The 22,639-nt window shown below is 67.3% G+C and carries 20 protein-coding genes; 6 read left to right on the forward strand and 14 right to left on the reverse strand.

The genetic code is table 11. The annotated features are described in order from the left end of the window. Nucleotides 1-76 precede the first annotated feature (76 nt). The 9 genes from BIZ42_RS09025 to BIZ42_RS09065 form a co-directional block, all read right to left on the reverse strand. The gene (locus BIZ42_RS09025; protein WP_070426230.1) at nt 77-1,864 is read right to left on the reverse strand and encodes a DUF885 family protein; all 1,788 of its coding nucleotides are present in this window, start codon (nt 1,862-1,864) and stop codon (nt 77-79) included. A 172-nt stretch (nt 1,865-2,036) separates the two neighbouring features. Further along, the gene (locus tag BIZ42_RS09030; RefSeq protein WP_019185618.1) at nt 2,037-2,378 is read right to left on the reverse strand and encodes a lipid-A-disaccharide synthase N-terminal domain-containing protein; all 342 of its coding nucleotides are present in this window, start codon (nt 2,376-2,378) and stop codon (nt 2,037-2,039) included. Then, complete coding sequence (locus BIZ42_RS09035; protein ID WP_070426231.1) at nt 2,378-3,100, reverse strand: glycosyltransferase family 2 protein; 723 nt, start codon at nt 3,098-3,100, stop codon at nt 2,378-2,380. Before BIZ42_RS09035 ends, BIZ42_RS09030 begins: the two co-directional genes overlap by 1 nt. 87 nt (nt 3,101-3,187) lie before the next feature. Continuing rightward, entirely contained in the window at nt 3,188-4,153 is a 966-nt protein-coding gene (locus BIZ42_RS09040) for an SDR family NAD(P)-dependent oxidoreductase (RefSeq protein ID WP_070426232.1), read from the reverse strand. An 87-nt stretch (nt 4,154-4,240) separates the two neighbouring features. Beyond that, nucleotides 4,241-4,549, reverse strand: coding sequence for a helix-hairpin-helix domain-containing protein (locus BIZ42_RS09045; RefSeq protein ID WP_019185615.1), 309 nt, complete (start codon nt 4,547-4,549; stop codon nt 4,241-4,243). A 35-nt stretch (nt 4,550-4,584) separates the two neighbouring features. Beyond that, nucleotides 4,585-5,508 carry a ParB/RepB/Spo0J family partition protein gene (locus tag BIZ42_RS09050; RefSeq protein ID WP_019185614.1) on the reverse strand — a complete coding sequence of 308 codons (924 nt, stop codon included), beginning with the start codon at nt 5,506-5,508 and terminating at the stop codon, nt 4,585-4,587. Next, nucleotides 5,508-6,305, reverse strand: coding sequence for a ParA family protein (locus BIZ42_RS09055; protein WP_019185613.1), 798 nt, complete (start codon nt 6,303-6,305; stop codon nt 5,508-5,510). The genes BIZ42_RS09050 and BIZ42_RS09055 overlap by 1 nt, the downstream gene beginning before the upstream one ends. Before the next feature lie 201 nt (nt 6,306-6,506). After that, nucleotides 6,507-7,145, reverse strand: a complete 639-nt coding sequence (gene rsmG / locus BIZ42_RS09060) for a 16S rRNA (guanine(527)-N(7))-methyltransferase RsmG (protein ID WP_070426233.1) — start codon at nt 7,143-7,145, stop codon at nt 6,507-6,509. A gap of 84 nt (nt 7,146-7,229) precedes the next feature. After that, complete coding sequence (locus tag BIZ42_RS09065) at nt 7,230-7,829, reverse strand: 4'-phosphopantetheinyl transferase superfamily protein (RefSeq protein WP_070426234.1); 600 nt, start codon at nt 7,827-7,829, stop codon at nt 7,230-7,232. A gap of 90 nt (nt 7,830-7,919) precedes the next feature. Here BIZ42_RS09065 and BIZ42_RS09070 point away from each other — a divergent pair, with 90 nt between their 5' ends. Continuing rightward, a complete protein-coding gene (locus BIZ42_RS09070) occupies nt 7,920-8,171 on the forward strand; it encodes a GlsB/YeaQ/YmgE family stress response membrane protein (RefSeq protein ID WP_070426235.1) in 252 nt (83 codons plus the stop codon). Between the two features lie 55 nt (nt 8,172-8,226). Here BIZ42_RS09070 and xth read toward each other — a convergent pair whose 3' ends face one another. Next, a complete protein-coding gene (gene xth, locus BIZ42_RS09075; RefSeq protein ID WP_019185609.1) occupies nt 8,227-8,997 on the reverse strand; it encodes an exodeoxyribonuclease III in 771 nt (256 codons plus the stop codon). Between the two features lie 257 nt (nt 8,998-9,254). On the opposite strand from xth, the gene BIZ42_RS09080 reads away from it, so the two are divergent. Together BIZ42_RS09080 and BIZ42_RS09085 are read left to right on the forward strand one after the other, a co-directional pair. Then, entirely contained in the window at nt 9,255-9,488 is a 234-nt protein-coding gene (locus BIZ42_RS09080) for a hypothetical protein (protein WP_156785711.1), read from the forward strand. A 254-nt stretch (nt 9,489-9,742) separates the two neighbouring features. Next, nucleotides 9,743-10,258: a PH domain-containing protein gene (locus BIZ42_RS09085; protein ID WP_070426237.1), complete on the forward strand. Its 516-nt coding sequence runs from the start codon at nt 9,743-9,745 to the stop codon at nt 10,256-10,258. A 22-nt stretch (nt 10,259-10,280) separates the two neighbouring features. Here the strand turns inward: BIZ42_RS09085 and BIZ42_RS09090 are convergent, their stop codons facing one another. The 3 genes from BIZ42_RS09090 to BIZ42_RS09100 form a co-directional block, all read right to left on the reverse strand. Continuing rightward, nucleotides 10,281-11,696 carry a coniferyl aldehyde dehydrogenase gene (locus tag BIZ42_RS09090; RefSeq protein ID WP_070426238.1) on the reverse strand — a complete coding sequence of 472 codons (1,416 nt, stop codon included), beginning with the start codon at nt 11,694-11,696 and terminating at the stop codon, nt 10,281-10,283. Between the two features lie 179 nt (nt 11,697-11,875). Continuing rightward, nucleotides 11,876-13,531 carry an MFS transporter gene (locus BIZ42_RS09095; protein WP_070426239.1) on the reverse strand — a complete coding sequence of 552 codons (1,656 nt, stop codon included), beginning with the start codon at nt 13,529-13,531 and terminating at the stop codon, nt 11,876-11,878. Between the two features lie 61 nt (nt 13,532-13,592). Then, nucleotides 13,593-15,020: a DcaP family trimeric outer membrane transporter gene (locus BIZ42_RS09100; protein WP_070426240.1), complete on the reverse strand. Its 1,428-nt coding sequence runs from the start codon at nt 15,018-15,020 to the stop codon at nt 13,593-13,595. Between the two features lie 405 nt (nt 15,021-15,425). On the opposite strand from BIZ42_RS09100, the gene acs reads away from it, so the two are divergent. The 3 genes from acs to mntP all read left to right on the forward strand — a co-directional run bounded on the left by acs (nt 15,426) and on the right by mntP (nt 19,124). Beyond that, on the forward strand, nt 15,426-17,369 hold the full coding sequence (gene acs / locus BIZ42_RS09105; protein ID WP_070426241.1) for an acetate--CoA ligase: 1,944 nt from the start codon (nt 15,426-15,428) through the stop codon (nt 17,367-17,369). Between the two features lie 145 nt (nt 17,370-17,514). Then, on the forward strand, nt 17,515-18,180 hold the full coding sequence (locus BIZ42_RS09110) for a response regulator transcription factor (protein WP_019185603.1): 666 nt from the start codon (nt 17,515-17,517) through the stop codon (nt 18,178-18,180). 365 nt (nt 18,181-18,545) lie between these two features. Next, the gene (gene mntP, locus BIZ42_RS09115) at nt 18,546-19,124 is read left to right on the forward strand and encodes a manganese efflux pump MntP (protein WP_019185602.1); all 579 of its coding nucleotides are present in this window, start codon (nt 18,546-18,548) and stop codon (nt 19,122-19,124) included. A gap of 33 nt (nt 19,125-19,157) precedes the next feature. Here the strand turns inward: mntP and BIZ42_RS09120 are convergent, their stop codons facing one another. Further along, nucleotides 19,158-22,607, reverse strand: a complete 3,450-nt coding sequence (locus BIZ42_RS09120) for a PAS domain-containing hybrid sensor histidine kinase/response regulator (RefSeq protein ID WP_070426242.1) — start codon at nt 22,605-22,607, stop codon at nt 19,158-19,160. Nucleotides 22,608-22,639: the final 32 nt, after the last annotated feature.

Here is a 22,639-nt window from a genome sequence, read left to right on the forward strand (position 1 = left end):
AAGCCGTTACACAATCGCAGGCCGGCAGGTCGGTTCACGTTGACGGGGCCGGCGCGACGGCCGGCCCCCGCGCACCTCAGCTGGCGGCAGCCTTGCGCTGGGCGATGAAGGCCTGGATCTGCGCCTCCAGCACCGGCAGCGGCACCGAGCCCTGGCTCAGCACGGCGTCGTGGAAGGCCTTGACGTCGAAGCGGTCACCCAGCTCCTGCTCGGCCTGCGCACGCAGGCGCACGATCGCGATCTCACCGAGCTTGTAGCTCAGCGCCTGGCCCGGCCAGGAGATGTAGCGGTCCACTTCGGTGGTCACTTCATGCTCGCTCAGCGCGGTGTGGTCGCGCAGGTAGGACAGCGCCTGCTCGCGGCTCCAGCCCTTGTGGTGCACGCCGGTATCGATCACCAGGCGCGCGGCACGCCACATCTCGTAGGTGAGGCGGCCGAAATCCTCGTACGGGGTTTCGTAGATGCCCATCTCCACGCCGAGCTTCTCGCAGTACAGGCCCCACCCTTCGCCGTAGGCGGAGATGTAGTTGTTGCGGCGGAACGCGGGCTGCTCGCCCTGCTCGGCCGCCAGCGCGCCCTGCAGGGCATGGCCCGGATCGGACTCGTGCAGGGTCAGCGCCGGCAGGTTGTACAGCGGCCGTGCCGGCAGGTTGTAGGTGTTGAGCCAGTAGGTGCCCATGCCACCGCGGCCGGCGGTCCAGAACGGGGCGATGTCCGGCGGTACCGGCACGATGGTGAAGCGCGCGCGCGGCAGGGTCATGTACTTGCCGATCACGCCATCCACGCGCTTGGAGATCCACGCCGCGCGGTGCAGCAGCTCGTCCGGGGTCTTGGCATAAAACTGCGGATCGGTGCGCAGGAAGGTCAGGAACTCGGCGAAGCTGCCCTTGAACTCGACCTGCTTGATGATGCCGTCCATCTCGGCCTGGATGCGCGCCACTTCCTTCAGGCCGATCTCGTGGATCTGCTGCGGGGTCAGGTCCAGCGTGGTGTACTCGTGGATCTGCTGCTTGTAGTACGCCTTGCCGCCGGGCATCGCTTCGGCGGCCAGGGTGGTGCGTGCCTGCGGCACGTACTCGCTGACGAAGAAGGTGCGCAGCTTGGCGAAGGCCGGCACCACGCTGCCGCCGATGGCCTGGCGGGCCTGCTCCTGCAGCTGTGCCTGCTCGGCGGCCGGGATGCTGGCCGGCAGCTTCTTGAACGGCGCGTACAGCGGCGACTGGGTCGGGTCCTTCAGTTCGGAGACCGTGGCGATGGACACCTCGCGGCCATCGAGCACCGCGCGCGGCACGCTGAAGCCACGCTTGAGGCCGGCACGCATGTTGTCGGTCTGCTGGTCGAAGTAGCGCGGCACATCGTTCAGGCGCGCGATGTAGTTGCGGTAGTCCTGCGCGGTCTTCATCTCGCGCCGGGCCATGAAGGACAGGTTGGACCAGAACGAGGAGTCCGCGTTGAACGGCATTTCGTAGGCGCGCAGGCGCACATCGGCGGCCAGGTTGAACACCTGGTCGCGGTAGATCGCGTAGTTGATGCGGTTCTCGGCCGAGAGCGCCTGGGTGTCGACCTTGTCCAGCTGGGCCAACACGTCGTCCCAGACCTTCAACCGGCCCTGCTGCGCGGCCGCGCCGACATCGGGCATGCGGGTGGCGTTGGCCGGGCCGTCGCCGTCTTCGCTGGCCTCACCGCCACCGGCTTCGCGCCAGGCCCATTCCTTCTCGTAGATGGCGCGGAACTGCGCATCGGCGGGGCTTTCGGTGGCCAGGCTGGCCGGGGCGGCGGCCGGGGCAGCTGGAGGCGCGGCCAGGGCGGCGCCGGCAGGAAGGGCCAGGGCGAGCAGCAGCGCAGCAACGAGCGGTGATTTCACGATCAGGGTTCCCGGGGGACGGCAAACCCCGATCATGGCACCCGGCGAAGGGGCCGCGCATGGATCAAAGGTCCTGCCCGCGTCGTGGGCAGGACCGGGGACCGGCCGCAGGCTGGGACCCCAGCGCCGAAAGCGCGAGGTAGCCACCGACCGTTGGTCGGTCGGCACGCCCTCAATGCGCCGCCTTGTCCCGCTTCCACCCACGATGGTCGATATCCAGCTTCAGGCTGTACAGCGCGGTGAACGCCGGGAACAGGTTCTGCAGCACGCCCACCGAGTCCTGCTTGGCCGAGAACAGGAAGTAGCTCAGCGTCATCAGGCTGCCGACCACGCTCATGTACCAGAACAGGCGCGGGATCACCGGCTTGCCGGCACGGCGCGAGGCGATGAACTGGACCAGCCAGCGGCCACCGAACATCAGCGCGCCGGTGTAGCCGATCAACTTCCAGCCGGTGACGTGCAGGCCGGTCCAGTAAAGCCACGTCAGTGGCTGGTCGAGCCAGTGCAGTTCCATCAGCGCTCTTCCACGGCGGTGCGCTTGCTGCGCGTGATCAGCCAGGCGACCCCGCGCAGGTCGCGGATGCCGACCAGCGCGCGGCCCAGGTTGTTGTACTTGGACACACCCGCGGTGCGGTGCCGATGGTTGACCGGCACGCTGGTGCTCTTCCAGCCGGCCCGTTGCATCAGCGCGGGCAGGTAGCGGTGCATGTGGTCGAAGTACGGAAGCTCCAGGAACGCCGCACGCTCGAACAGCTTGATGCCGCAGCCGGTATCGGGGGTATCGTCGTGCAGCATGCGCGCGCGGATCGCATTGGCCCACTTGCTGGCCCAGCGCTTGCTGCCCGAATCCTGGCGGTTCACACGCCACCCGGCGAACAGCTTGACCTCGGTGGCGGCCGCCGCGCGCGCGGCGAGCAGCTTGGGGATGTCGGCCGGATCGTTCTGGCCGTCACCGTCCAGGGTGGCGATCCACGGCGCGCGGGCGTGCTTGACGCCGTTGCGCACCGCGGTGCTCTGCCCGCTCTGGGTGACGTGGTGCAGTACCCGCAGCTCGGGCGTGGTGGCCTTCAGGGCCTGCAGGACCGCCAGGGTGTCGTCGCGCGAGTGGTCGTCGATGTAGACGATTTCGAAATCGACCTGCCCGCGCAGCGCGGTGGTGATCTCGTTGATCAGGGGCGTGACGTTGTCGCGTTCATTGAAGACCGGGACGACGACCGACAACTGGGGTTGGCTCATGGTCGGGCTCTGCGAATGGCCAGGATCGAAAAAGAGCGCGCATTTTCCGCACCCGAGGTTATCCGAAGATGAATCGAGGCGTGTGTGTCAGGCGTGATCCCCGAAATAATCCCGGCACCAGGCCACCACCGGCGGCAGACCGCGCTCGATCGGCATCGCCGGCTCGTAGCCGAAGGCGTCATGTGCCCGCGTGGTATCGGCCATCGTGCGGACCATGTCGCCGGGCTGCATCGGCTTGTAGACCTTCTGCGCCGGGCGTCCGGCGGCGGACTCGATGACCCCGATGAAGTGCTCCAGTTCGATCGGCGTGTGGTTGCCGAGGTTGAACACCCGGTGCGGCACCGTGTCGCTGGACGGATGCGCCAGCGCGCCGAGGATGCCATCCACGATGTCGGAGACATGTGTGAAGTCGCGCTGCATTTTTCCGTCGTTGAACACGTCGATCGGACGGCCGGCCAGGACCGCGCGCGAGAACAGCAGCGGCGCCATGTCCGGGCGGCCCCACGGGCCGTACACGGTGAAGAAGCGCAGCCCGGTGGCATGCAGGCCGAACAGCTGGGCGTAGGTGTAGGCCATCAGCTCGTTGGCGGCCTTGGTCGCGGCGTACAGCGAGCGCGGCTTGTCGATGCGCTGGTCTTCGGAGAACGGCGGGGTGGCCGAATCGCCGTACACCGAGCTGCTCGAGGCATACACCAGATGGGCCACGCCGCGGTGGCGGCACAGCTCCAGCATGTTGACGAAGCCGGTCAGGTTGCTGTCGACGTAGGCATGCGGGTTTTCCAGCGAGTACCGCACGCCGGCCTGGGCAGCCAGGTGGATGACCCGGGTCGGCTGCACCTCGTCGAACAGCGCGGCCAGGCCGTCGCGGTCGGTCAGGTCGAGCACGCGGATATCGGCCTGCGGGCACAGCGCAGCCACGCGATCGCGCTTGATCTGCGGATCGTAGTAGTCGTTGTAGTTGTCCAGGCCGACGACGCGCTCACCGCGCGCGAGCAGGGCCTTGCAGGTGTTGGCGCCGATGAAGCCGGCAGCGCCGGTCACGAGAATGGTCATGGGGTCCGTCCGTCCTACTTGCCACGTATCAATACAGTGCTTTCCCGGGACGCCCGCGTGGCGTTGCACACGTCCCGGTGGTCCGCTTCACCAGAGGCTGAGCGGCGCTTCCTTGGCCAGGGTGGCCTTGCGTTCCTTGCTGAAATCCCACCACGGCCGCGGCGCTTCGCCCTGCATGAAACGCAGCACCGACAGGAATACATCGATCACGCAGGGGTCGTGCATCACCCCCGTGCGCAGGCACAGCTGCGCGTACATGTCATAGGCATCGCGACCGCGCAGATGCGCTGGCACGCGGATGCCGATCAGACGGAGATCTTTCTCACAGGCCGGCCCGACATTCGGCAGGTCGGTCAGACGCAACAGATGGTTGCGGTCGACCTTGGTGGGGTTCATTGCTGGGGGGAAATCCTCTGACGCCTGCGGGGGACTCAGCCCTTCTGTGCGCGAAGTCGGTCGAGCACGCCATCCAGCGTGTCCAGGTCGGTGTAATGGATGATCAGCTTGCCCTTGCCGCCGCGGCCGTGGTTGATTGCCACGCGGGCGCCCAGCGACTCGGACAGTTCGGTTTCCAGCGAGGCGATGTCGGCCTGCGGTGCAGCGGCGGAGGGCTTCTTGCGCAGCGCGCCGGGCACCTTGCCGGCAGCGAACTGCTGCGCGCGGTGTTCCACTTCGCGTACCGACCAGCCCTGGTCGGCCGCTTCCTGGGCGAGCTTGCTGGCCAGTTCCGGCGCCAGGGTCAGCAGTGCGCGGGCATGGCCCATTTCCAGCCGGCGGGTTTCCAGCAGCAGGCGGATCGCGATCGGCAGCTCCAGCAGGCGCAGCAGGTTGGACACCGCCGCACGCGAGCGGCCCACGGCCTGGGCGGCCTCGGCATGGGTCAGGGCGAATTCGCTGATCAGCCGCTGCAGGGCTTCGGCTTCCTCGAGCGGGTTGAGGTCTTCGCGCTGGATGTTCTCGATCAGCGCCATCGCGATGACGGTGCGGTCTTCCAGCTCGCGCACCACCACCGGCACTTCGTCCAGGCCGGCCAGCTGCGACGCGCGCCAGCGGCGTTCGCCGGCCACGATCTCGAAGCTGTCCGGGCCGAGCTGGCGGACCAGGATCGGCTGGATCACGCCTTGGGCCTTGATGGACTCGGCCAGCTCGGCGAGCTTGGTTTCATCCATGTCGCGGCGCGGCTGGTATTTGCCCGGCTGCAGATGGCCCACCGGCAGCTTGCGCAGGAGTTCACCCGGCTGCGGTTCGACCACGGCCGCTGCCTGCACCTGTGTCACCGCCCCCTTGGGCCCCAACAGCGCGTCGAGGCCACGGCCGAGGCCGCGTTTCTTGCCGAGGGCAGGCTTGGTGCTCATCAGGCGGTCTCCATGGCCTTGTCGGCCTTCTTGCGTTGGTTGTTGCGACGGATGATCTCGCCGGCCAGGCCGAGATAGGCAACGCCACCGCGCGAGGCACGGTCGTACCCGACGATGCTCTGGCCATGGCTGGGCGCCTCGGCCAGGCGGACGTTGCGCGGCACGATGGTGCGGAACACCTGCTCGCCGAAGTGCTCGGTCAGCTCGGCCGACACGGCATTGGCCAGGTTGTTGCGCACATCGAACATGGTGCGCAGCACGCCCTCGATTTCCAGCGCGGGATTGAGGTTGGCGCGCAGCGCTTCGATGGTTTCCACCAGCGCGCTCAGGCCTTCCAGCGCGTAGTACTCGCACTGCATCGGCACGATCACCGAATCGGCGGCGGCCAGCGCGTTGAGCGTCAGCAGCGACAGCGCCGGCGGGCAGTCGATCAGGATGTAGTCGTATTCGTCGCGGATCGGGGCCAGCGCGCGCTTGAGGCGCTGCTCGCGCTCGCTCTGGTCCATCAGCTGGATCTCGGCGGCGGTCAGGTCGATGTTGCCCGGGAGCAGGTCGAAGCCCTCCGGCGTCTTGACCCGGACCTCGGCCGCGGTGCTTTCGCCCAGCAGCAGATCACAGGTGGAGGCGGCGACTTCGCGCTTGTCCACGCCGCTGCCCATGGTCGCATTGCCTTGGGAATCGAGGTCGACAAGAAGCACGCGCTTGGGTGCAGCAGCCAGGGAGGCGGCCAGATTGACGGCGGTCGTGGTCTTGCCGACGCCACCTTTCTGGTTGGCGATGGCGATGATGCGGGCCATGCGGGTGAGCCTCATCGGCAGGGAGTGGGACTGGTCATTATGCGTATATGGGGCGTGTCATGCACTGTGAGATGCGCGGCAGGCATGCGCCGCAATGCCGCAACGACGCCCACGGGCACGCCGGTGGCGCCGCATGGGGCCACCGCGGGAGGGCGCCGGGACGACGCTGGGGCGGGCGATGCGGGCGCGGGAGTCACCGGCTCACGGGCCGGTGACCACCACCAGATGGCGCTCGCCGGTCAATCCAGGGACGCTCAACGGCAGCACCTGTTCGACCGACCAACCGGCCGGCAGCTGCGCGATCTCGTCGTGCGGGTACACGCCTTTCATCGCCAGCAGGCGGCCGCCCGGGCGCAGCAGGTGCCCACCGACGCGGATGATCCCGGCCAGGGTGTCCATCGCGCGCGCGGTCAGATGGTCATACGCGGCCGGTTCGGCCAGCGCCTCGGCGCGCGACTCGGCTACGCGGGCGTTGCCCAGGCCCAGCTGGCGCACGGCCTCGCGCATGAAGCGGGCCTTCTTGCCATTGCTTTCGACCAGGGTCACCTGCAGCTGCGGGCGCGCGATCGCCAGCGGGATGCCGGGCAGCCCGGGGCCGGTGCCCAGGTCCGCCAGGGTGCCGCTCTCCAGGTACGGCTGCATCGCCAGCGAATCGAGCAGATGGCGGGTGACCATCTCCAGCGGGTCGCGGATCGCGGTGAGGTTGTAGGTGCGGTTCCAGCGATCGAGCAGGGTCAGGTAGATCAGCAGCGGCGGTGCCAGCGCGGCGTCCAGCTGCATGGCGGCCAGGCCGCGCTCAAGCGCGTCGGCCACGCCAGCGGGGAGGATGTGTTCAGTCATGGCACCATTATCGCAGGTCGGTAGAGCCGACCGTTGGTCGGCTGCCTCCGCCCGCACACCCAATCGTTGGCCACGCCCTCGATTTCACATCGCATGCCAGGCCAGCGCCGCGCGGAAATCATCCGCCGCCTGCCACTCATGCAGGTGCCAGCGCTCGGCCGGCCCCAGTTCCGGGTCGCACCAGGCCAGGTACAGGCCTCCGTCGATGCCGGGGGCCAGCTGCAGCCGGTGCAGACCAAACGAGATGCCCTGCCCCTGCGCCTTCAGCAGCGCCTCCTTGGCGCACCACACCCGGAAGAACCAGTGGTTGCGGGCGTTCTCGTCCAGCGATTCCAGCCAGGCGATCTCGGCCGGGTGGAAGAAGCGCTGCACGATCTCCAGCATCCGCGGCCGCGGGCGCAGCGGTTCCAGGTCCACGCCCAGCCGCACCCCCTCACCCATCGCGACCAGCAGCAGGCCGTGGCTGTGACTCCAGCCGGTGCCCACATGGGCCAACGGGCCATGCAGCGCCGGGCGGCCACGCGGGTCACGCTGCAGCGGCAGGTCCTGCGGCGCCCCGCCCAGCTGCTCGGCCAGCAGCACCCGGGCTTGGGGCTCGCCGCGGGTGCCCGGCACATGCGGCAGGCGCCAGACCGTGACCGGGCCGAAGCGCCAGGGGCCGTCCAAGGTCGCCGGCAGGGTCATGCCACGCCCCCGCCATACCGGCTGCACGACGACTTCACGGGGTGTGCCGTCAACTGCACAGGTCGCATCCGCACAGAGGGAGTCAACGCTATGGGCATCATCATCTGGTTGATCGTCGGCGGCATCGTGGGCTGGCTTGCCAGCATCATCATGAAGCGGGACGCGCAGCAAGGCATCATCCTCAACATCGTGGTCGGCATCGTCGGCGCATTGCTGGCCGGTTGGCTGTTCGGCGGTGGCATCAATGAAGCGATCACCATCCGCACGTTCCTGTTCTCGTTGATCGGCGCAGTCATTCTGCTGGCGATCGTGAATCTGTTTACGCGTCGAAGCGTCCGCTGACGCGCTCACGTACTTCGTTCGATCAACAAGGCCCGGCACTGTCGGGCCTTGTTGTTTACGGCGCCAGCTCCACCCACGCCGGCGCATGGTCGCTGGGGCGCTCCCAGGTGCGCGGCTCGCGGTCGATGCCCGAGGCCAGCGCGCGCGCCTTGAGCGCGTCGGAGACCAAGGTCAGGTCGATGCGCAGGCCCAGGTTGCGGCGGAAGCCGGCCGCCCGGTAATCCCACCAGCTGAACACACCTTCTTCCTCGCTATGCAGGCGGAACGCATCGTGCAGGCCCAGCTGCAGCAGCTTGTTCAGGGCGCCGCGCTCGGCGGTGGAGGTCAGGATGTGGTTCTCGTTCCAGACCAGCGGGTCGTGCACGTCGCGGGCATCGGGGGCGATGTTGAAGTCGCCCATCACCACCAGTTCCGGGTACCTGGCCAGTTCGGCCTCGACCCAGGCATGCACGGCCTCCAGCCAGCGCAGCTTGTAGGCGTACTTGTCGGTGCCGACGTCCTGACCGTTGACGACGTACAGATTGATGATGCGCACGCCGTTGACGGTCCCGGCGATGACGCGCTTCTGCTCATCCTCGAAACCGGGAATGCCGATCTGCACGTCCTGCGCCGGTTCGCGCGAAAGCAGCGCGACGCCGTTGTAGGTCTTCTGCCCGGCAAACACGCTGCGGTAGCCCAGCCCGGCCAGCACCGCATCGGGGAACTTGTGGTCCTCCATCTTGGTTTCCTGGATACCGACCACGTCCGGCGCGAACGCCGTGAGCCATTGTTCCAGGTGCGGCAGGCGCACGTTGAGCGAATTGACGTTCCAGGAGGCGATTTTCATGCGGGCATTCTACCGGTAGCCACCGACCGTTGGTCGGTGGGCGCACGCCCTGCCGGCTGCTGGCCGGCAGCCTCTCGCGTCCGGGCACGCAGATTTTTGCCACACGCCTGCGTCGCCGCTAGGCTGTGGCCCACCCCCGGTAGCGCAGATATTCAATGAACGCAGATGCCTTCGTAGCAAGGTGGTACGCGGAGAAAGCGAACCTGCTCGCCATGGCATGGACCGAAGGCACGGCGTGCGCAGCAAGGATCGCCGCGATGGACCTGTCGCCCGAGCAGACCCAGCTGTTGCGGGAGATGCTCGATGTCTTCACCACCGACACCCTCTATACCCTGCTGCTCGGGTTGGATGGCAGCGCTGCGCTGGGCGGTGACCAGCGCCACTACACCCTGCTGGACGAGGACGGTTCGGTGATCGCCGAGGAAGGCGATCTGGAAGCTGCGGCCCATGCGTGGTTCCACGAAGACCGATCGCCGCAGCCGGGGCGTTGAGGGTGCTTTGCGCCACATGACCTGATTGGCCCGCAGCGCCACTCGCTAGCGGAGGTGCCGGGGCCAGCGGCGCAACACGTTATCCAGTGGGCAAGGGAATATCACACTGCAAATGTTGCAGATGACTCGCAGTTCTGTAGGTGCTTTCGCACATGAAAGCGAGGAGCTTCCCCACTTGCATCGCTGTCGACTGGAGGAAGATTCTCGAGATGTCGCCCGTGACCGCGACATATGCCAGAAGGAGTTCCGCATCCATGCCAGCTGAATTCGCGATCCACGCGTTGAATTACAAGACACTCGCTGCGGTGCTGCTGATCGGCGTCGTCCCGCTGCTGTTGGTCGGCGCGGCGGTCTACTTCCTCGGGCAGGACAGGATGTCCCAGTTGGCCGCGCTCGGCACCACCTCTCTGGCCGTCACCATCGGCCTGCTTGGCGTCTGGCAACTCAGCGCGATCCGGCTGACGGCGGACGCCACGACCCTGACCGTCGGCGGCGGCGCGTATTCCGTTTCCGTTCCGATGGCACAGATCGATCATGCCGGCGCGCGACGGCGTCTGCCCGGCAGCGATGACACTGCGTTGGGTCTACGCACCAATGGCATTGGCATGCCGGGCCTTTCACTGGGGTGGTTCCGCACCGGCAAGGGGAAAGCATTTGCAGCAGTGACCGATCCCGCGAAGGTGGTGATCCTGCCGACCACGGCCGGTTACACGCTGCTGGTATCCCCGGAGGATCCCGACGCGTTCCTGGCCGCGCTCAGGCGTCTGTAGCGGGCGTCCATGCCGGCGGCTCTCACCGCACCATCGCCTTCAACATCCCGGCGATCTTCGAATACGGCGGCTTGAGCAGATCGCTGGCCGCCCAACGTGACTGCCACAGGATCGGCAGCTGCTTGCTCATCGCATCGAAACCGGCGCGCGCGTGGTACGCGCCCATGCCACTCGGGCCGACCCCGCCGAACGGCAGGCCATTGACCGCAAAATGCAGCAGCGTGTCGTTGACGGTGACGCCGCCGGCCACGACCTGCGCCAGCACCCGTTCCACCTGCGCACGTTCGTGACTGAAGACGTACAGCGCCAACGGGCGGTCACGGGACTGTACCTCTGCGATGGCGGCGTCCAGATCCGGATACGCGCAGACCGGCAGGATCGGACCGAAGATCTCTTCGCGCATCAGCGCCAGATCCGCCGGCGGATCGAGCACGATGGTGGGCACGATCAGCCGCTCGCGCTGCGCTCGCTCGGGATCGACCGTGGCCAGTTCGATCACCGGCACGCCCCGCGCGCGGGCCTCTTCGAGATAGCCACGCAGGCGCTGGTACTGGCCGTCGTGGATGATCCGGGTGTAATCGGCGGCGTCGCTGAAATCGCCATAGCGCGCCTGCACCTGGGTCTGCAGCTGCTGCACCAGTTCGCGCTGGCGATGGCCGTCGATCAGCACGTAGTCCGGCGCGATGCAGGTCTGGCCGGCATTGAAGAACTTGCCGGTGGCCAGCCGCGCGGCCGCCTTCTCCAGCGGGTAATCGCTGCAGACGATGGCCGGGGATTTGCCCCCCAGCTCCAGCGTGAGCGGGGTCAGGTGCTCGGCGGCGGCCGCCATGACCTTGCGGCCGATGGCGGTGGAGCCAGTGAACACCAGGTGGTCCAGCGGCGAGCCGGCCACGGCGCTGGCGAGGTCTCCATCGCCCTGCACGACCGCCACGCGATCGGAGGGGAACACCTCCGCCAGCAGCGACTGCAGGAAGGCGCTGGTGCGCGGCGTGTGCTCGGACGGCTTGAGGATCACGTGGTTGCCGGCGGCGATCGCGGTCGCCAGCGGAATCAACGCCAGGTTGACCGGGTAGTTCCAGGGCGAGATCACTCCGACCACACCCAGAGGAACCGGCCGGGTCTGGGCGCGTGCCGGCCAGAACCGCCAGCCGACCCCGACCCGGCGCGGCCGCATCCAGCCGCGCAGGTGGCTGCACAGATGGTCGATGTCGCCGAGCACGGTCATGCCGTCGGCGATCTGCGATTCGTGGGTGGAGCGGTGGCCGAAGTCGGCCGAGATCGCCGTGGCCATCTCCGGCAGGCGGGCCTTGAGGGCCGCGCGCAGGCGCTGCAGGTCATCGCGGCGCTGTTCCAGCGTCGGGCGGTTGGCCTGCCACGCGGCGCGCAGGGTCTGCACGATCGCGGGAAGCGCGGCAGGATCGGTGTGGGCATCGCTCATGGGCCGACTATAGCGGCAGGCTGCGTGATGGCGGGATCGGTAGTGCCGGCCGCTGGCCCGCAGCCATGCACGCGTCTCCGGAATCTCATGCAGAGCCGGCCAGCGGCCGGCACTACCCAGGACATAGAAAGGGCCGCGATTCGCATCGCGGCCCCTTCGTCCTGCCGGGTGGATCACCGTTACTTGGTGATGTCCACGTCCTTGGTTTCATGCAGGAACAGGCCACCGACCACGACCGTCATCAGCGCGATGATGATCGGGTACCACAGGCCGTAGTAGAGGTTGCCGGTACCGGCCACCAGTGCGAACGAGATCGCCGGCAGGAAACCACCGAACCAGCCGTTACCGATGTGGTACGGCAGCGACATCGAGGTGTAGCGGATGCGGGTCGGGAACAGCTCGACCAGGTAGGCGGCGATCGGGCCGTAGACCATGGTCACATACAGCACCAGCAGCCACAGCATGAAGATCGTGCCGGGGATGTTGATGCGCGCATTGTCGGCCTTGGCCGGGTAACCGGCGGCACCCAACGCACCCTTGAGCTCTCCGCCGAAGGCATCACCCTTGGCCTTGAGGTCTTCCTTGGTCAGGCCTGCAGCCTCGTAGGAGGTCACCGCGGTGGTCCCGACGTTGACCGTCGCCAGCGTACCAGCCGGTGCCGGCTTCACGTCATAGGGCACACCGGCTTTGGTCAGGGCCGCGGTGGCCACGTCGCAGGAGCTGGTGAACTTGCGCAGGCCGACCGGATCGAACTGGAACGAGCAGGTGTTCGGATCGGCATTGACCAGCGCCGGCGAGTTGGTGCGGGCTTCTTCGATGGCCGGGTTGGCGAAGTGGGTCAGGCCCTTGAAGATCGGGATGTAGGTGATCGCGGCCAGCAGACAGCCGGCGAGGATGATCTTCTTGCGGCCGATACGGTCGGACAGCCAGCCGAAGAAGATGAAGAACGGCACGCCCAGCGCCAGCGCTGCAGCGATCAGCAGGTAGGAGGTGGTGGCGTCGACCTTGAGCATGCTGCTCAGGAAGAACAGCGCGTAGAACTGGCCGCCGTACCAGACCACGGCCTGGCCGGCTGCGGCACCGAGCAGGACCAGCAGCATCAGCTTGAGGTTGCCGTCCTTGAGGCTGTCACGGAACGGGGTCTTGGAGCCCTTGCCTTCAGCCTTCATCTGCTGGAACAGCGGGGATTCGCTCAGCTGCAGGCGGATCCACACCGAGATGCCCAGCAGCACGATCGAGACCAGGAACGGAATACGCCAGCCCCAGGCTTCGAACGCTTCATTGCCCAGGAAGTAGCGGCAGGCCAGGATGATCAGCAGCGACATGAACAGGCCGAGCGTGGCGGTGCACTGGATGAAGCTGGTGTACAGGCCACGTTTGTCGGCCGGTGCGTGCTCGGCGACGTAGGTCGCGGCACCACCGTATTCGCCACCCATCGCCAGGCCCTGGGCCAGGCGCAGGATGATCAGGATCACCGGGGCGGCGAAACCGATCGAGGCGTAGTTGGGCAGCACGCCGACCAGGAAGGTCGAGATGCCCATGATCAGGATCGTGACCAGGAAGGTGTACTTGCGGCCGATGCGGTCGCCGAGGCTGCCGAAGAAGGCCGCGCCGAACGGGCGCACGAAGAAGCCGGCCGCGAACGCCAGCAGGGCGAAGATCATGCCGGTGGTTTCATTGACACCGCTGAAGAACTGCTTGGCGATGATCGCGGCGAGTGAGCCGTACAGGAAGAAGTCGTACCACTCGAAGACGGTCCCCAGGCTGGACGCGAAGATGACCTTCTTGTGTCCCTGGGTGAGTTGGGCTTTCGCCGGTGCAGGTGTTGTTGACATGGGACGCTTCCCCTCCGAAGCAATCGTTGTTGGTAGGTGCCGACCGTTGGTCGGCACGCATTTAGAAGCTGTATTTCGTCGTGAACTGCAGGCGGCTGATATCGCCCTTGCGGCCATCCTCGATCTCGCGCACGCCGTACATCAGCTCGGCGCCGACATCGACCTTGGGCATCGGCGTGTAGAACACGTTGCCGCGGATGCTCTGCACGCTCTTGGTGACCAGCGGGCCCAGACTGCCGTCGTTGTCGTAATCACTGCGCGCGTAGATCAGGTTGGTGCGCAGCTTCGGGGTGAAGGCGTGGCGCCAGCCCACGTAACCGGCCAGCACACCGGTCGGGTTGAGTTCGTCACGGGCGATGTCATACGCGGTATCGGCGGTGACACCCAGGCCGATGTAGCGCGCGATGCCTTCGCCGCCGGTGACCTGGTAATGCAGGGTGTCGGTCGGGCCCATCACCCACTTGCCGCCGAGGGTCAGGCCGCCGGCGATCTTGTCCGCGTCGGCACCGGTGGTCTGGTTGTCGACCTTGAGCTGGCGAACCACGCCGCCGACCCCGAAGGTGCCCCAGTCACCCTTCCAGCCATACCGCAGCGTCAGGTCCGGCAGTGCACCACGGTCGGAGTTGCTGGCCACGTTGGTCCACACGCCGGTGACCGGGTTGCGGGTGCCGGTGAGCAGCGTGGTTTCCGGGTTTTCCAGCGCGACACTGAAGCCTCCCTGGGTGTAGCGGATCTGGGCCTGGCGCACGAAGATCACGCCATCGGTCGGGCCGACGAAGTCGGCCGCTTCCGGCAGCGAGGCCGCGTCCATGAAGTTCGACCAGGTCTGGCCGGCCATCCAGTTGTTCCAGTACATGTAGGCGTGACGCAGGGTCGCACCGTAGGTATTGGTCGCGGTCTGGTTGCCCAGCGAATTGCCGAAGAAGTCCATCTCGAAGAACGCACCGGACTTGTTGCCGGCCTCGCTGACATTGTCGATGCCAAGGTTGAAGCGCGAGAACTTGGCGTGGGCGTTGTAGTCCACGTCCGAGCGCTTGCCGCTGCCGCCGGCACCGGCCACCGGGGTCTGGCCCGGCAGGTACAGCGCGCGACCGGTAGCGTCGTCGGCCAGCTGGCCATCGCCGGTCTGGGTGGCCAGGAAGTCGGCCTTGATGAAGCCACCGATCTTGACCGTGGTGCCCGGCGCGGCGCCGGGGGTGATGGTGGTGACCTGGATCGGCTGCTTGCCGGCCGGCACGGTGGCCGCCACCGGCTGCTGCGCCTGCACCGTGCGCACGGCGGTGACATCGGTCTGGGCCTGGCTGATCTGGGCCTGCTGTTGCTGCTGGTTGTTCAGCAGCAGCTGGACCTGGCGTTCAAGCTCGACGACGCGGGCTTCCAGCGCTTTCTCTTTTGCGGTTTCAGCGAACGCCATGCCTGGCGCGATCAGTGCGACGAACAGGGCGGCGGCCAACGGTCGGCGTGTCGTCCTCAGCAAACGGTGGCTCATGTTGCCCTCTCTCCCGGGTGGCAAAGTGATGCCGCGCGTGGGGCACGGTCGAGCCGAGGGTGCGGCGCGTTGACGCACCGAAGCTATTGGCCATTAGTCGTACTCGCCCCAAGGGGCGAGTACGACCCGGGCGCCGGCAGGCGACCGGCAGGTGCCGCAGGCACCGCGCAGGTACCGACCGTTGGCCGGTACGCAGTGCCTCACGACCAATGGTCGCGAGCTACCGCAGCGAACGGTCGTGAGCTGCCGGGCTCGACGGCCCTGTCATACCAGGGCATGCGGCGTTCGACCATGGTCTAACCACCTCGACACCGCGCAGGCGGGTGGATGCGGCAAACTGAGGGGGAGAGGTCGCCGCTTATGCTGCGACCGCACAACCCAAGTCAACGTGCAAGTGAGGGTGCCATGGCTGATCTTTACCCCGTCGACGCCGCGTTCGCCGCGGCATCGCGGATCGACAGGAACACGTACCAGCAGCGCTACCGTGAATCGGTGGAGCACCCGGACGCCTTCTGGGGCAAGGCCGCCGAGCGCCTGGACTGGTTCAAGAAACCGACCCGCATCAAGAACGTCAGCTACCAGCTCGATGATTTCCGCATCAAGTGGTTCGAAGACGGCGAACTCAACGCCAGCGTCAACTGTTTGGACCGGCAGCTCGACAAACGCGGTGACAAGGTCGCCCTGCTGTTCGAACCGGACAGCCCCGATGCACCCGCCCAGGGCGTGACCTACCGCGAGCTGTATGAGCGCACCTGCCGCCTCGGCAACGCGCTGCGCAACCTCGGCGTCAAGAAGGGCGACCGGGTCACCATCTACCTGCCGATGATCGTCGACGCCGCCGTGGCCATGCTGGCCTGCGCACGCATCGGTGCGATCCACTCGGTGGTGTTCGGCGGCTTTGCCCCGAACTCGATCGCCGACCGCGTCATCGACTGCGGCAGCAAGCTGATCATCACTGCCGATGAAGGGCTGCGCGGTGGCAAGAAGATCCCGCTCAAGGCCAACGTCGATGCGGCGCTGAAGCTGCCCGGCACCACCACCGTGGAAACGGTGCTGGTGGTGCGCCACACCGGCGGCGCGGTGGACATGCAGGCCCCGCGCGACCGCTGGTTCCACGATGTGGTGGACCCGCAGCCGACCCAGTGCGAGCCCGAGCGCATGAATGCCGAGGATCCGCTGTTCATCCTCTACACCTCCGGCTCCACCGGCAAGCCCAAGGGCGTGCTGCACACCACCGGCGGTTACCTGCTGTATGCGGCCTACACCCATGAAGCGGTGTTCGACCTGCGCGAGGACGACATCTACTGGTGCACCGCCGACGTGGGCTGGGTCACCGGCCACAGCTACATCGTGTACGGGCCGCTGGCCAATGGCGCAACCTCGGTGATGTTCGAAGGCGTGCCGAACTTCCCGAACACGTCCCGCTTCTGGGAGGTGATCGACAAACACCAGGTCACCATCTTCTACACCGCCCCCACCGCGATCCGCGCGTTGATGCGCGAAGGCGATGCACCGGTCAAGCGCACCTCGCGCAGTTCGCTGCGCCTGCTTGGCAGCGTCGGCGAGCCGATCAATCCCGAAGCCTGGCGCTGGTACTACGAGGTGGTCGGCGACAGCCGCTGCCCGATCGTGGATACCTGGTGGCAGACCGAAACCGGCGGCATCCTGATCTCGCCGCTGCCCGGCGCGGTCGATCTCAAGCCGGGCTCGGCCACCCTGCCCTTCTTCGGCGTGCAGCCGGCCCTGGTCAACGCCGATGGCGAGATCCAGGAAGGGGCCACCGAAGGCAACCTGATCATCCGCGATTCGTGGCCGGGTCAGATGCGCACGGTCTACGGTGACCATCAGCGTTTCATCGATACGTATTTCCGCACCTACCCGGGCAGCTACTTCACCGGCGACGGCTGCCGTCGTGATGAGGATGGCTACTACTGGATCACCGGCCGCGTGGACGACGTGATCAACGTCTCCGGCCACCGCATTGGTACCGCCGAAGTGGAAAGCGCGCTGGTCTCGCATCCCAAGGTGGCCGAAGCGGCCGTGGTCGGCTTCCCGCACGACATCAAGGGCCAGGGCATCTATGCCTACGTGACCCTGATCGCCGACGAGACGCCGAGCGAGGAGCTGCACAAGGAACTGGTCGCCTGGGTGCGCAAGGAGATCGGGCCGATCGCCGCGCCGGACCACCTGCAGTGGGCCCCTGGCCTGCCGAAGACACGCTCGGGCAAGATCATGCGCCGCATCCTGCGCAAGATCGCCGAGAACGCCCCGGATCAGCTTGGCGACACCTCGACCCTGGCCGATCCGTCGGTCGTGGCCTCGCTGGTGGAAGAACGCAAGGTGAAGTGAGGGGTCCGCAAGCGGACCGTGGGCCCTTTCTCACGATCACCCACACCCCCGCCGCCGCGCGGCCGCCCCCTGACTCAGGGGGCTGCCGTCTCGATACACTCGTTCCGTTTCAGCGTGTTACCCCTTTCGCAACATGGCCCCCACCATGCCTACCCTCCTGATTGCCGATGACCACCCGCTGTTCCGCGAAGCCCTTCGCGGCGCCGTGAGCCGTGTCATCCCCGGCGTGCAGCTGTACGAAGCGGACAGCGTGGAAGCGCTGTACCAGCTGGCCGACCAGCACACCGACGCCGACCTGGTCCTGATGGACCTCAACATGCCCGGTGCGCAGGGCTTCAATGCGCTGGTGCACATGCGTGCCCTGCACCCGCAGCTGCCGGTGGTGGTGGTCTCCGCGCGTGAGGAACCGACCGTGATGCGCCGCGCGCTCGACCACGGTGCGTTCGGCTTCATCCCAAAATCCGCCGATTCGGACACGATCGGCCATGCGCTGGGCACCATCCTCGATGGCGAAACCTGGGCCCCGCCGGAGGCACACAACGTGCCGCCAACCGGCCGCGAAGAGCGCGAGATCGGCCAGCGCCTGCGCGAGTTGACCCCGCAGCAGTTCCGCGTGCTGCAGATGCTCGGCGCCGGCCGCCTCAACAAGCAGATCGCCTACGACCTCAATGTCTCCGAGGCGACGATCAAGGCGCACGTCACCGCGATCCTGCGCAAGCTGGGCGTCACCAACCGCACCCAGGCGGTGCTGATGGCCGGCAAGCTGGCCATTGATGACGAGCAGATCGTGTTGCCGCCCGAAGAGGAGTGAGGGCACCACGCGGATCGGTGGCGTAGAGCCGACCGTTGGTCGGCTGCAGAGCCCGATCACGCCGTGCAGCCGACCAACGGTCGGCTCTACCCGTCACGGCTTATAGCCGGGGCTATGAAATCCAGCGTGACCTGCGCAATTGCCGGTAAACGCGCAACGCCACAACCCCGGTGCTAAGCTTCGCGTCCCCTTGGGGAGTAGCCGGATTCCTGCTGCAGGAATCGCCCGCATCAACATACTCGGCCAGTGCGCCGTGGTGCGGGCAACCATCGTGGTTGGCGAGACCAGCGGTCCGCGTGCGCAACGACAGGTTGGGCGCGTTCGCGGTCCGTTGCTCGATATCGCCCGACCTGCCGCGTACCCCAATGTCGCCTGTTTCGATCCTGCTGATCGGCTTTGCCATGTCCACCGATGCCTTCGCCGCGGCGATCGGCAAAGGCGCGGCGATGCGCAAGCCCCGTTTCTCCGACGCGCTGCGCGCCGGCCTCATTTTCGGTGTCATCGAAGGCATCACCCCGGTGATCGGCTGGCTGCTCGGCCGCGCCGCGCTGCAGTACGTGGAGGCCTTCGATCACTGGATCGCCTTCGGCCTGCTCGGTGCGCTGGGCGTGCACATGATCATCAATGGCCTACGCCCAGACGACGGCGCGGACGACGAGGACACCAGCAAACACCATGGCTTCTGGCGCCTGGCGGTGACCGGCTTCGCCACCAGCATCGATGCGATGGCGGTGGGCATCGGCCTGGCCTTCCTCGATGTGCATATCGGCGTCATGGCGCTGATCATCGGCCTGTGCACGCTGACCATGGTGACGATGGGCATCATGCTCGGCCGCGTGCTGGGCGGCATGGTCGGCAAGCGCGCGGAGATCATCGGCGGCCTGATCCTGATCATCATCGGCTCGACCATCCTGTACGAACATCTCAGCGGCGCCATGGCCTGACCGCCTGCCGCCGCCTCCCCAGGACGCCTGCGGCTAGAGATCGCCGCGGGTGTCGTGGAAGGCCGCCAGGAAGGCGCGCAGCGAGGCCGGCTTGATCGGCTTGGTCAACAACCGGTAGCCACGGTCGCGCGCCATCCGCTTGAGCTCATCGCGCCCATCGGCGGTGAGCAGCGCACCCGGAATCGCACGGCCGGCCTTCTGGCCCAGCGCCACCAGCGTATCCAGCCCATCCAGGCGGTCATGCAGGTGGTAATCCACCAGCATCACATCCGGGCGCTCGACGACTTTCTCCAGCGCCTGGTCGACGGTACTGGCAGTGATCACCTGCACCTGCCAGCGCCCCAGCAGCGCGCGCATGCCGTCCAGGATTTCCTGGTCGTTGTCCACGCACAGCACGCGCATCCCGGCCAGCGAATCGGCACGGGTGACCGGGCTGGGCGCCGGCGAGGACGTCGCGGCCGGCAGCTGCGGTGCGGCCACCAGGGGCAGCAGGATCGAGAACATGCTGCCGCTGCCCACGCGGCTGCGGGCGTTGAGGCGGTGATCGAGCAGGCGCGAGATGCGCTGGCAGATCGACAGGCCCAGCCCCAGGCCCTGCTCGCCCCAGTCGAACGGCTGCTGGTAGCGGTGGAACTCGTCGAAGATCTGCTGCATGTGGTGCTCGGGGATGCCCGGGCCGGTATCCCAGACCTGCAGCTCTACTTCCGGCCCGCGATGGCGCACGGCCAGCACGATGCGCCCCTGGCGGGTGTAACGCAGTGCGTTGGCCAGGAAGTTCTGCAGCACGCGCCGCAGCAGGCGGCGGTCGCTGCGCACCCAGGCCGGGCGCGCGAACAGATCCATGCGCAGGCCGCGCCCGGCGGCGACGGGCGAGTACTGCGCCGCCAGCTCGCGCATCAGCAGGCTGACATCGAAATCGCCGATCACCGGGTGCAGGCCGCCGGCGTCCAGGCGGGAGACATCCAGCAGGCCATCCAGCAGCTCCTCGGCGGCGCGCAGCGAGGCATCCACGCGCTCGGCCAGGTGCCGCTGCTCTTCGTTGTTGTGGTGGCTCTCACGCAGCGCCGAGGCGAACAGGCGCGCGGCATTGAGCGGCTGCAGCACATCGTGGCTGATCGCCGCCAGGAAGCGCGTCTTGGACTGCTGCGCCATCTCGGCCTCGTGCGAGCGCTCGGCTACGCGCTGCTCCAGCGTCTCGTTGGCTTCCAGCAGCGCGCGCTCGGCGTGCTTGTAGTCGGTGATGTCGTTGTAGCTGGTGACATAGCCACCGCCGGGCAATGCCTGGCCGCGCATCTCGATCACTTTGCCGTCGCTGCGGGTGCGCTCGAAGATGTGCGGCGAACCGGCGCGCATGTAGCCGATGCGGCGGTTGATCTGCACCTCGATGTCGCCCTCGCCCAGCTCGCCACGCTCGGCGTTGTAGCGGATCAGGTCGGCCACCGGGCGGCCGACGTAGAGCATCCCGTCGGGGTACCCGAACATCTGCTGGTAACGGCGGTTCCAGGCGGTCAGGCGCATGTCCGGGTCGACCACGCTGACCCCGGCACTGATGTTCTCCAGCGTGGTGGACAGAATCTCGCGGTTGAAGCGCAGCTCCTGTCCGGCTTCGTCGAGCACCGCCACCACTTCCCCCAGGTCCATGCCCGAGCCGCGCAGCAGGCTGGTCAGCAGCAGGCGTGCGGAGGCGGCGCCGATCGAGGCCGCCAGCAGGCGCTCGGTGAACTGCACCCACGCCCGGTCCGCCGGCGCGGAGGCCTGCAGCTCGCGATCCATCGACTGCGCCTGCTCGAAGAAGGACCGGCGCGCATGGCGGTCACCGACCACCCGTGAGGCCAGCGCCAGCAGGTCGCCCACATGCACGTTGCCGGGCCACACACCGGCCACTGAAGGCCGCTGTGCGTATGGATCCAGGAACGGCGCGGCACGCAGGCGCTCGTCCACGCCCGGGCGCCAGCGCACGGAAACCAGCACCATCGCCGCGACATTGACCAGCAGCGACCAGAACGTGCCGTGGGTCAACGGGTCCCAGCCGCTCATGCCGAACAGATGCTGCGGCTGCAGCCAGCCGATCCCGAACGGCCCGTGCACCAGCCAGGCCTCGTCCATCCAGCCGGCATGCGTGAGCGCGGGCAAGAGCAACGTGTACACCCAGGTGGCGAAGCCGAACAGCATGCCGACCTCCACGCCCCGGCGGCTCGCTCCCCGCCAGTACAGGCCGCCGATCAAGCCTGGCGCGAACTGCGCCACGGCAGCGAAGGCCATCAGCCCGTACGAGGCCAGGGTGCTGTCGTTGCTGCTGCCGCGGTAGTAGCTGTAGGCCACCAGGGCCAGCAGCAGGATCGCCGTGCGCCGGATCCACAGCACGCGCGAGGCAACGTCGGCCGCCTCCTGGTGGTCGCCACTGCGGCGCAGCAGCACCGGCATCACCAGATCGTTGCTGACCATGGTGGCCAGCGCGATCGAGGCCACGATCACCATCCCGGTCGCGGCCGAGAAGCCGCCCACGTAGGCCACCAGCGCCAGGAACTTGCGCCCCTCGGCCAGCGGCAGCGCCAGTACCATGCTGTCGTCGGCGACGCTGCCGCCGGTGCCGAACAGGGTCACGCCAGCCGTGGCGATCGGAATCACCATCGCCGAAATGATCACCAGATAGGCCCCGAACATCCAGCGCGCGCGGCGGATGTCGCGCACGTCGCCGCACTCCACCACCGCTACATGGAACTGGCGCGGCAGGCAGATGATCGCCAGGAAGCTGAGCAGCGTCTGCGAGATGAAGCCGACCGGTGGCAGCCCGGTGAACAGCGTATGCGCCGACTCGATCACCGCATCGGTGCGGTCGTTGAGCCACAGGTAGGCGAACAGGCCCAGCGCCACCATCGCGATCAGCTTGATCATCGATTCCAGCGCGATCGCCAGCATCATGCCGTGGTGGTGCTCGGTGGCGTCCACCTGGCGGGTGCCGAACAACGTGGCGAACAAGGCCATCAGCAGCGCCACGTACAGCGCCGGGTCGGTGAAGAAGCCGGTCGGGCCGACGTTGCCGGTCAGCACCTGCAGGCTCATCGCCACGGCTTTGTACTGCAATGCCAGGTACGGCACGATGCCGATCAGTGCGATCACCGCCACCAGCGCGGCCAGGCGCCGCGAGCGGCCGAACCGCGAAGAGATGAAATCGGCGATGGACACCACGTTCTGGCTGCGTGCGATCAGTGCCAGGCGCTCGATGATGCGCCAGCCGAACACCCACAGCAGCAGCGGCCCCAGGTAGATCGGCAGATAGCCGATGCCGTTGCGCACCGCCGTGCCGACCGCCCCGTAGAACGTCCACGACGAGCAGTACACCGCCAGCGCCAGGCTGTAGACCACCGGGCGCAGCCATGGCCGGTCCGGATACATCGGGCGGCGGTCGCCCCACCACGCCACGGCGAACAGCAGCGCGGCGTAGACCACCGAGACCAGCAGCAGGATCCAGCTAGAAACCACAGGGTTGTTTCCGCAAGAGCAGCCCGCAGTGT

The organism is Stenotrophomonas sp. LM091 (assembly GCF_001806305.1).
Lineage (GTDB): Bacteria > Pseudomonadota > Gammaproteobacteria > Xanthomonadales > Xanthomonadaceae > Stenotrophomonas > Stenotrophomonas bentonitica_A.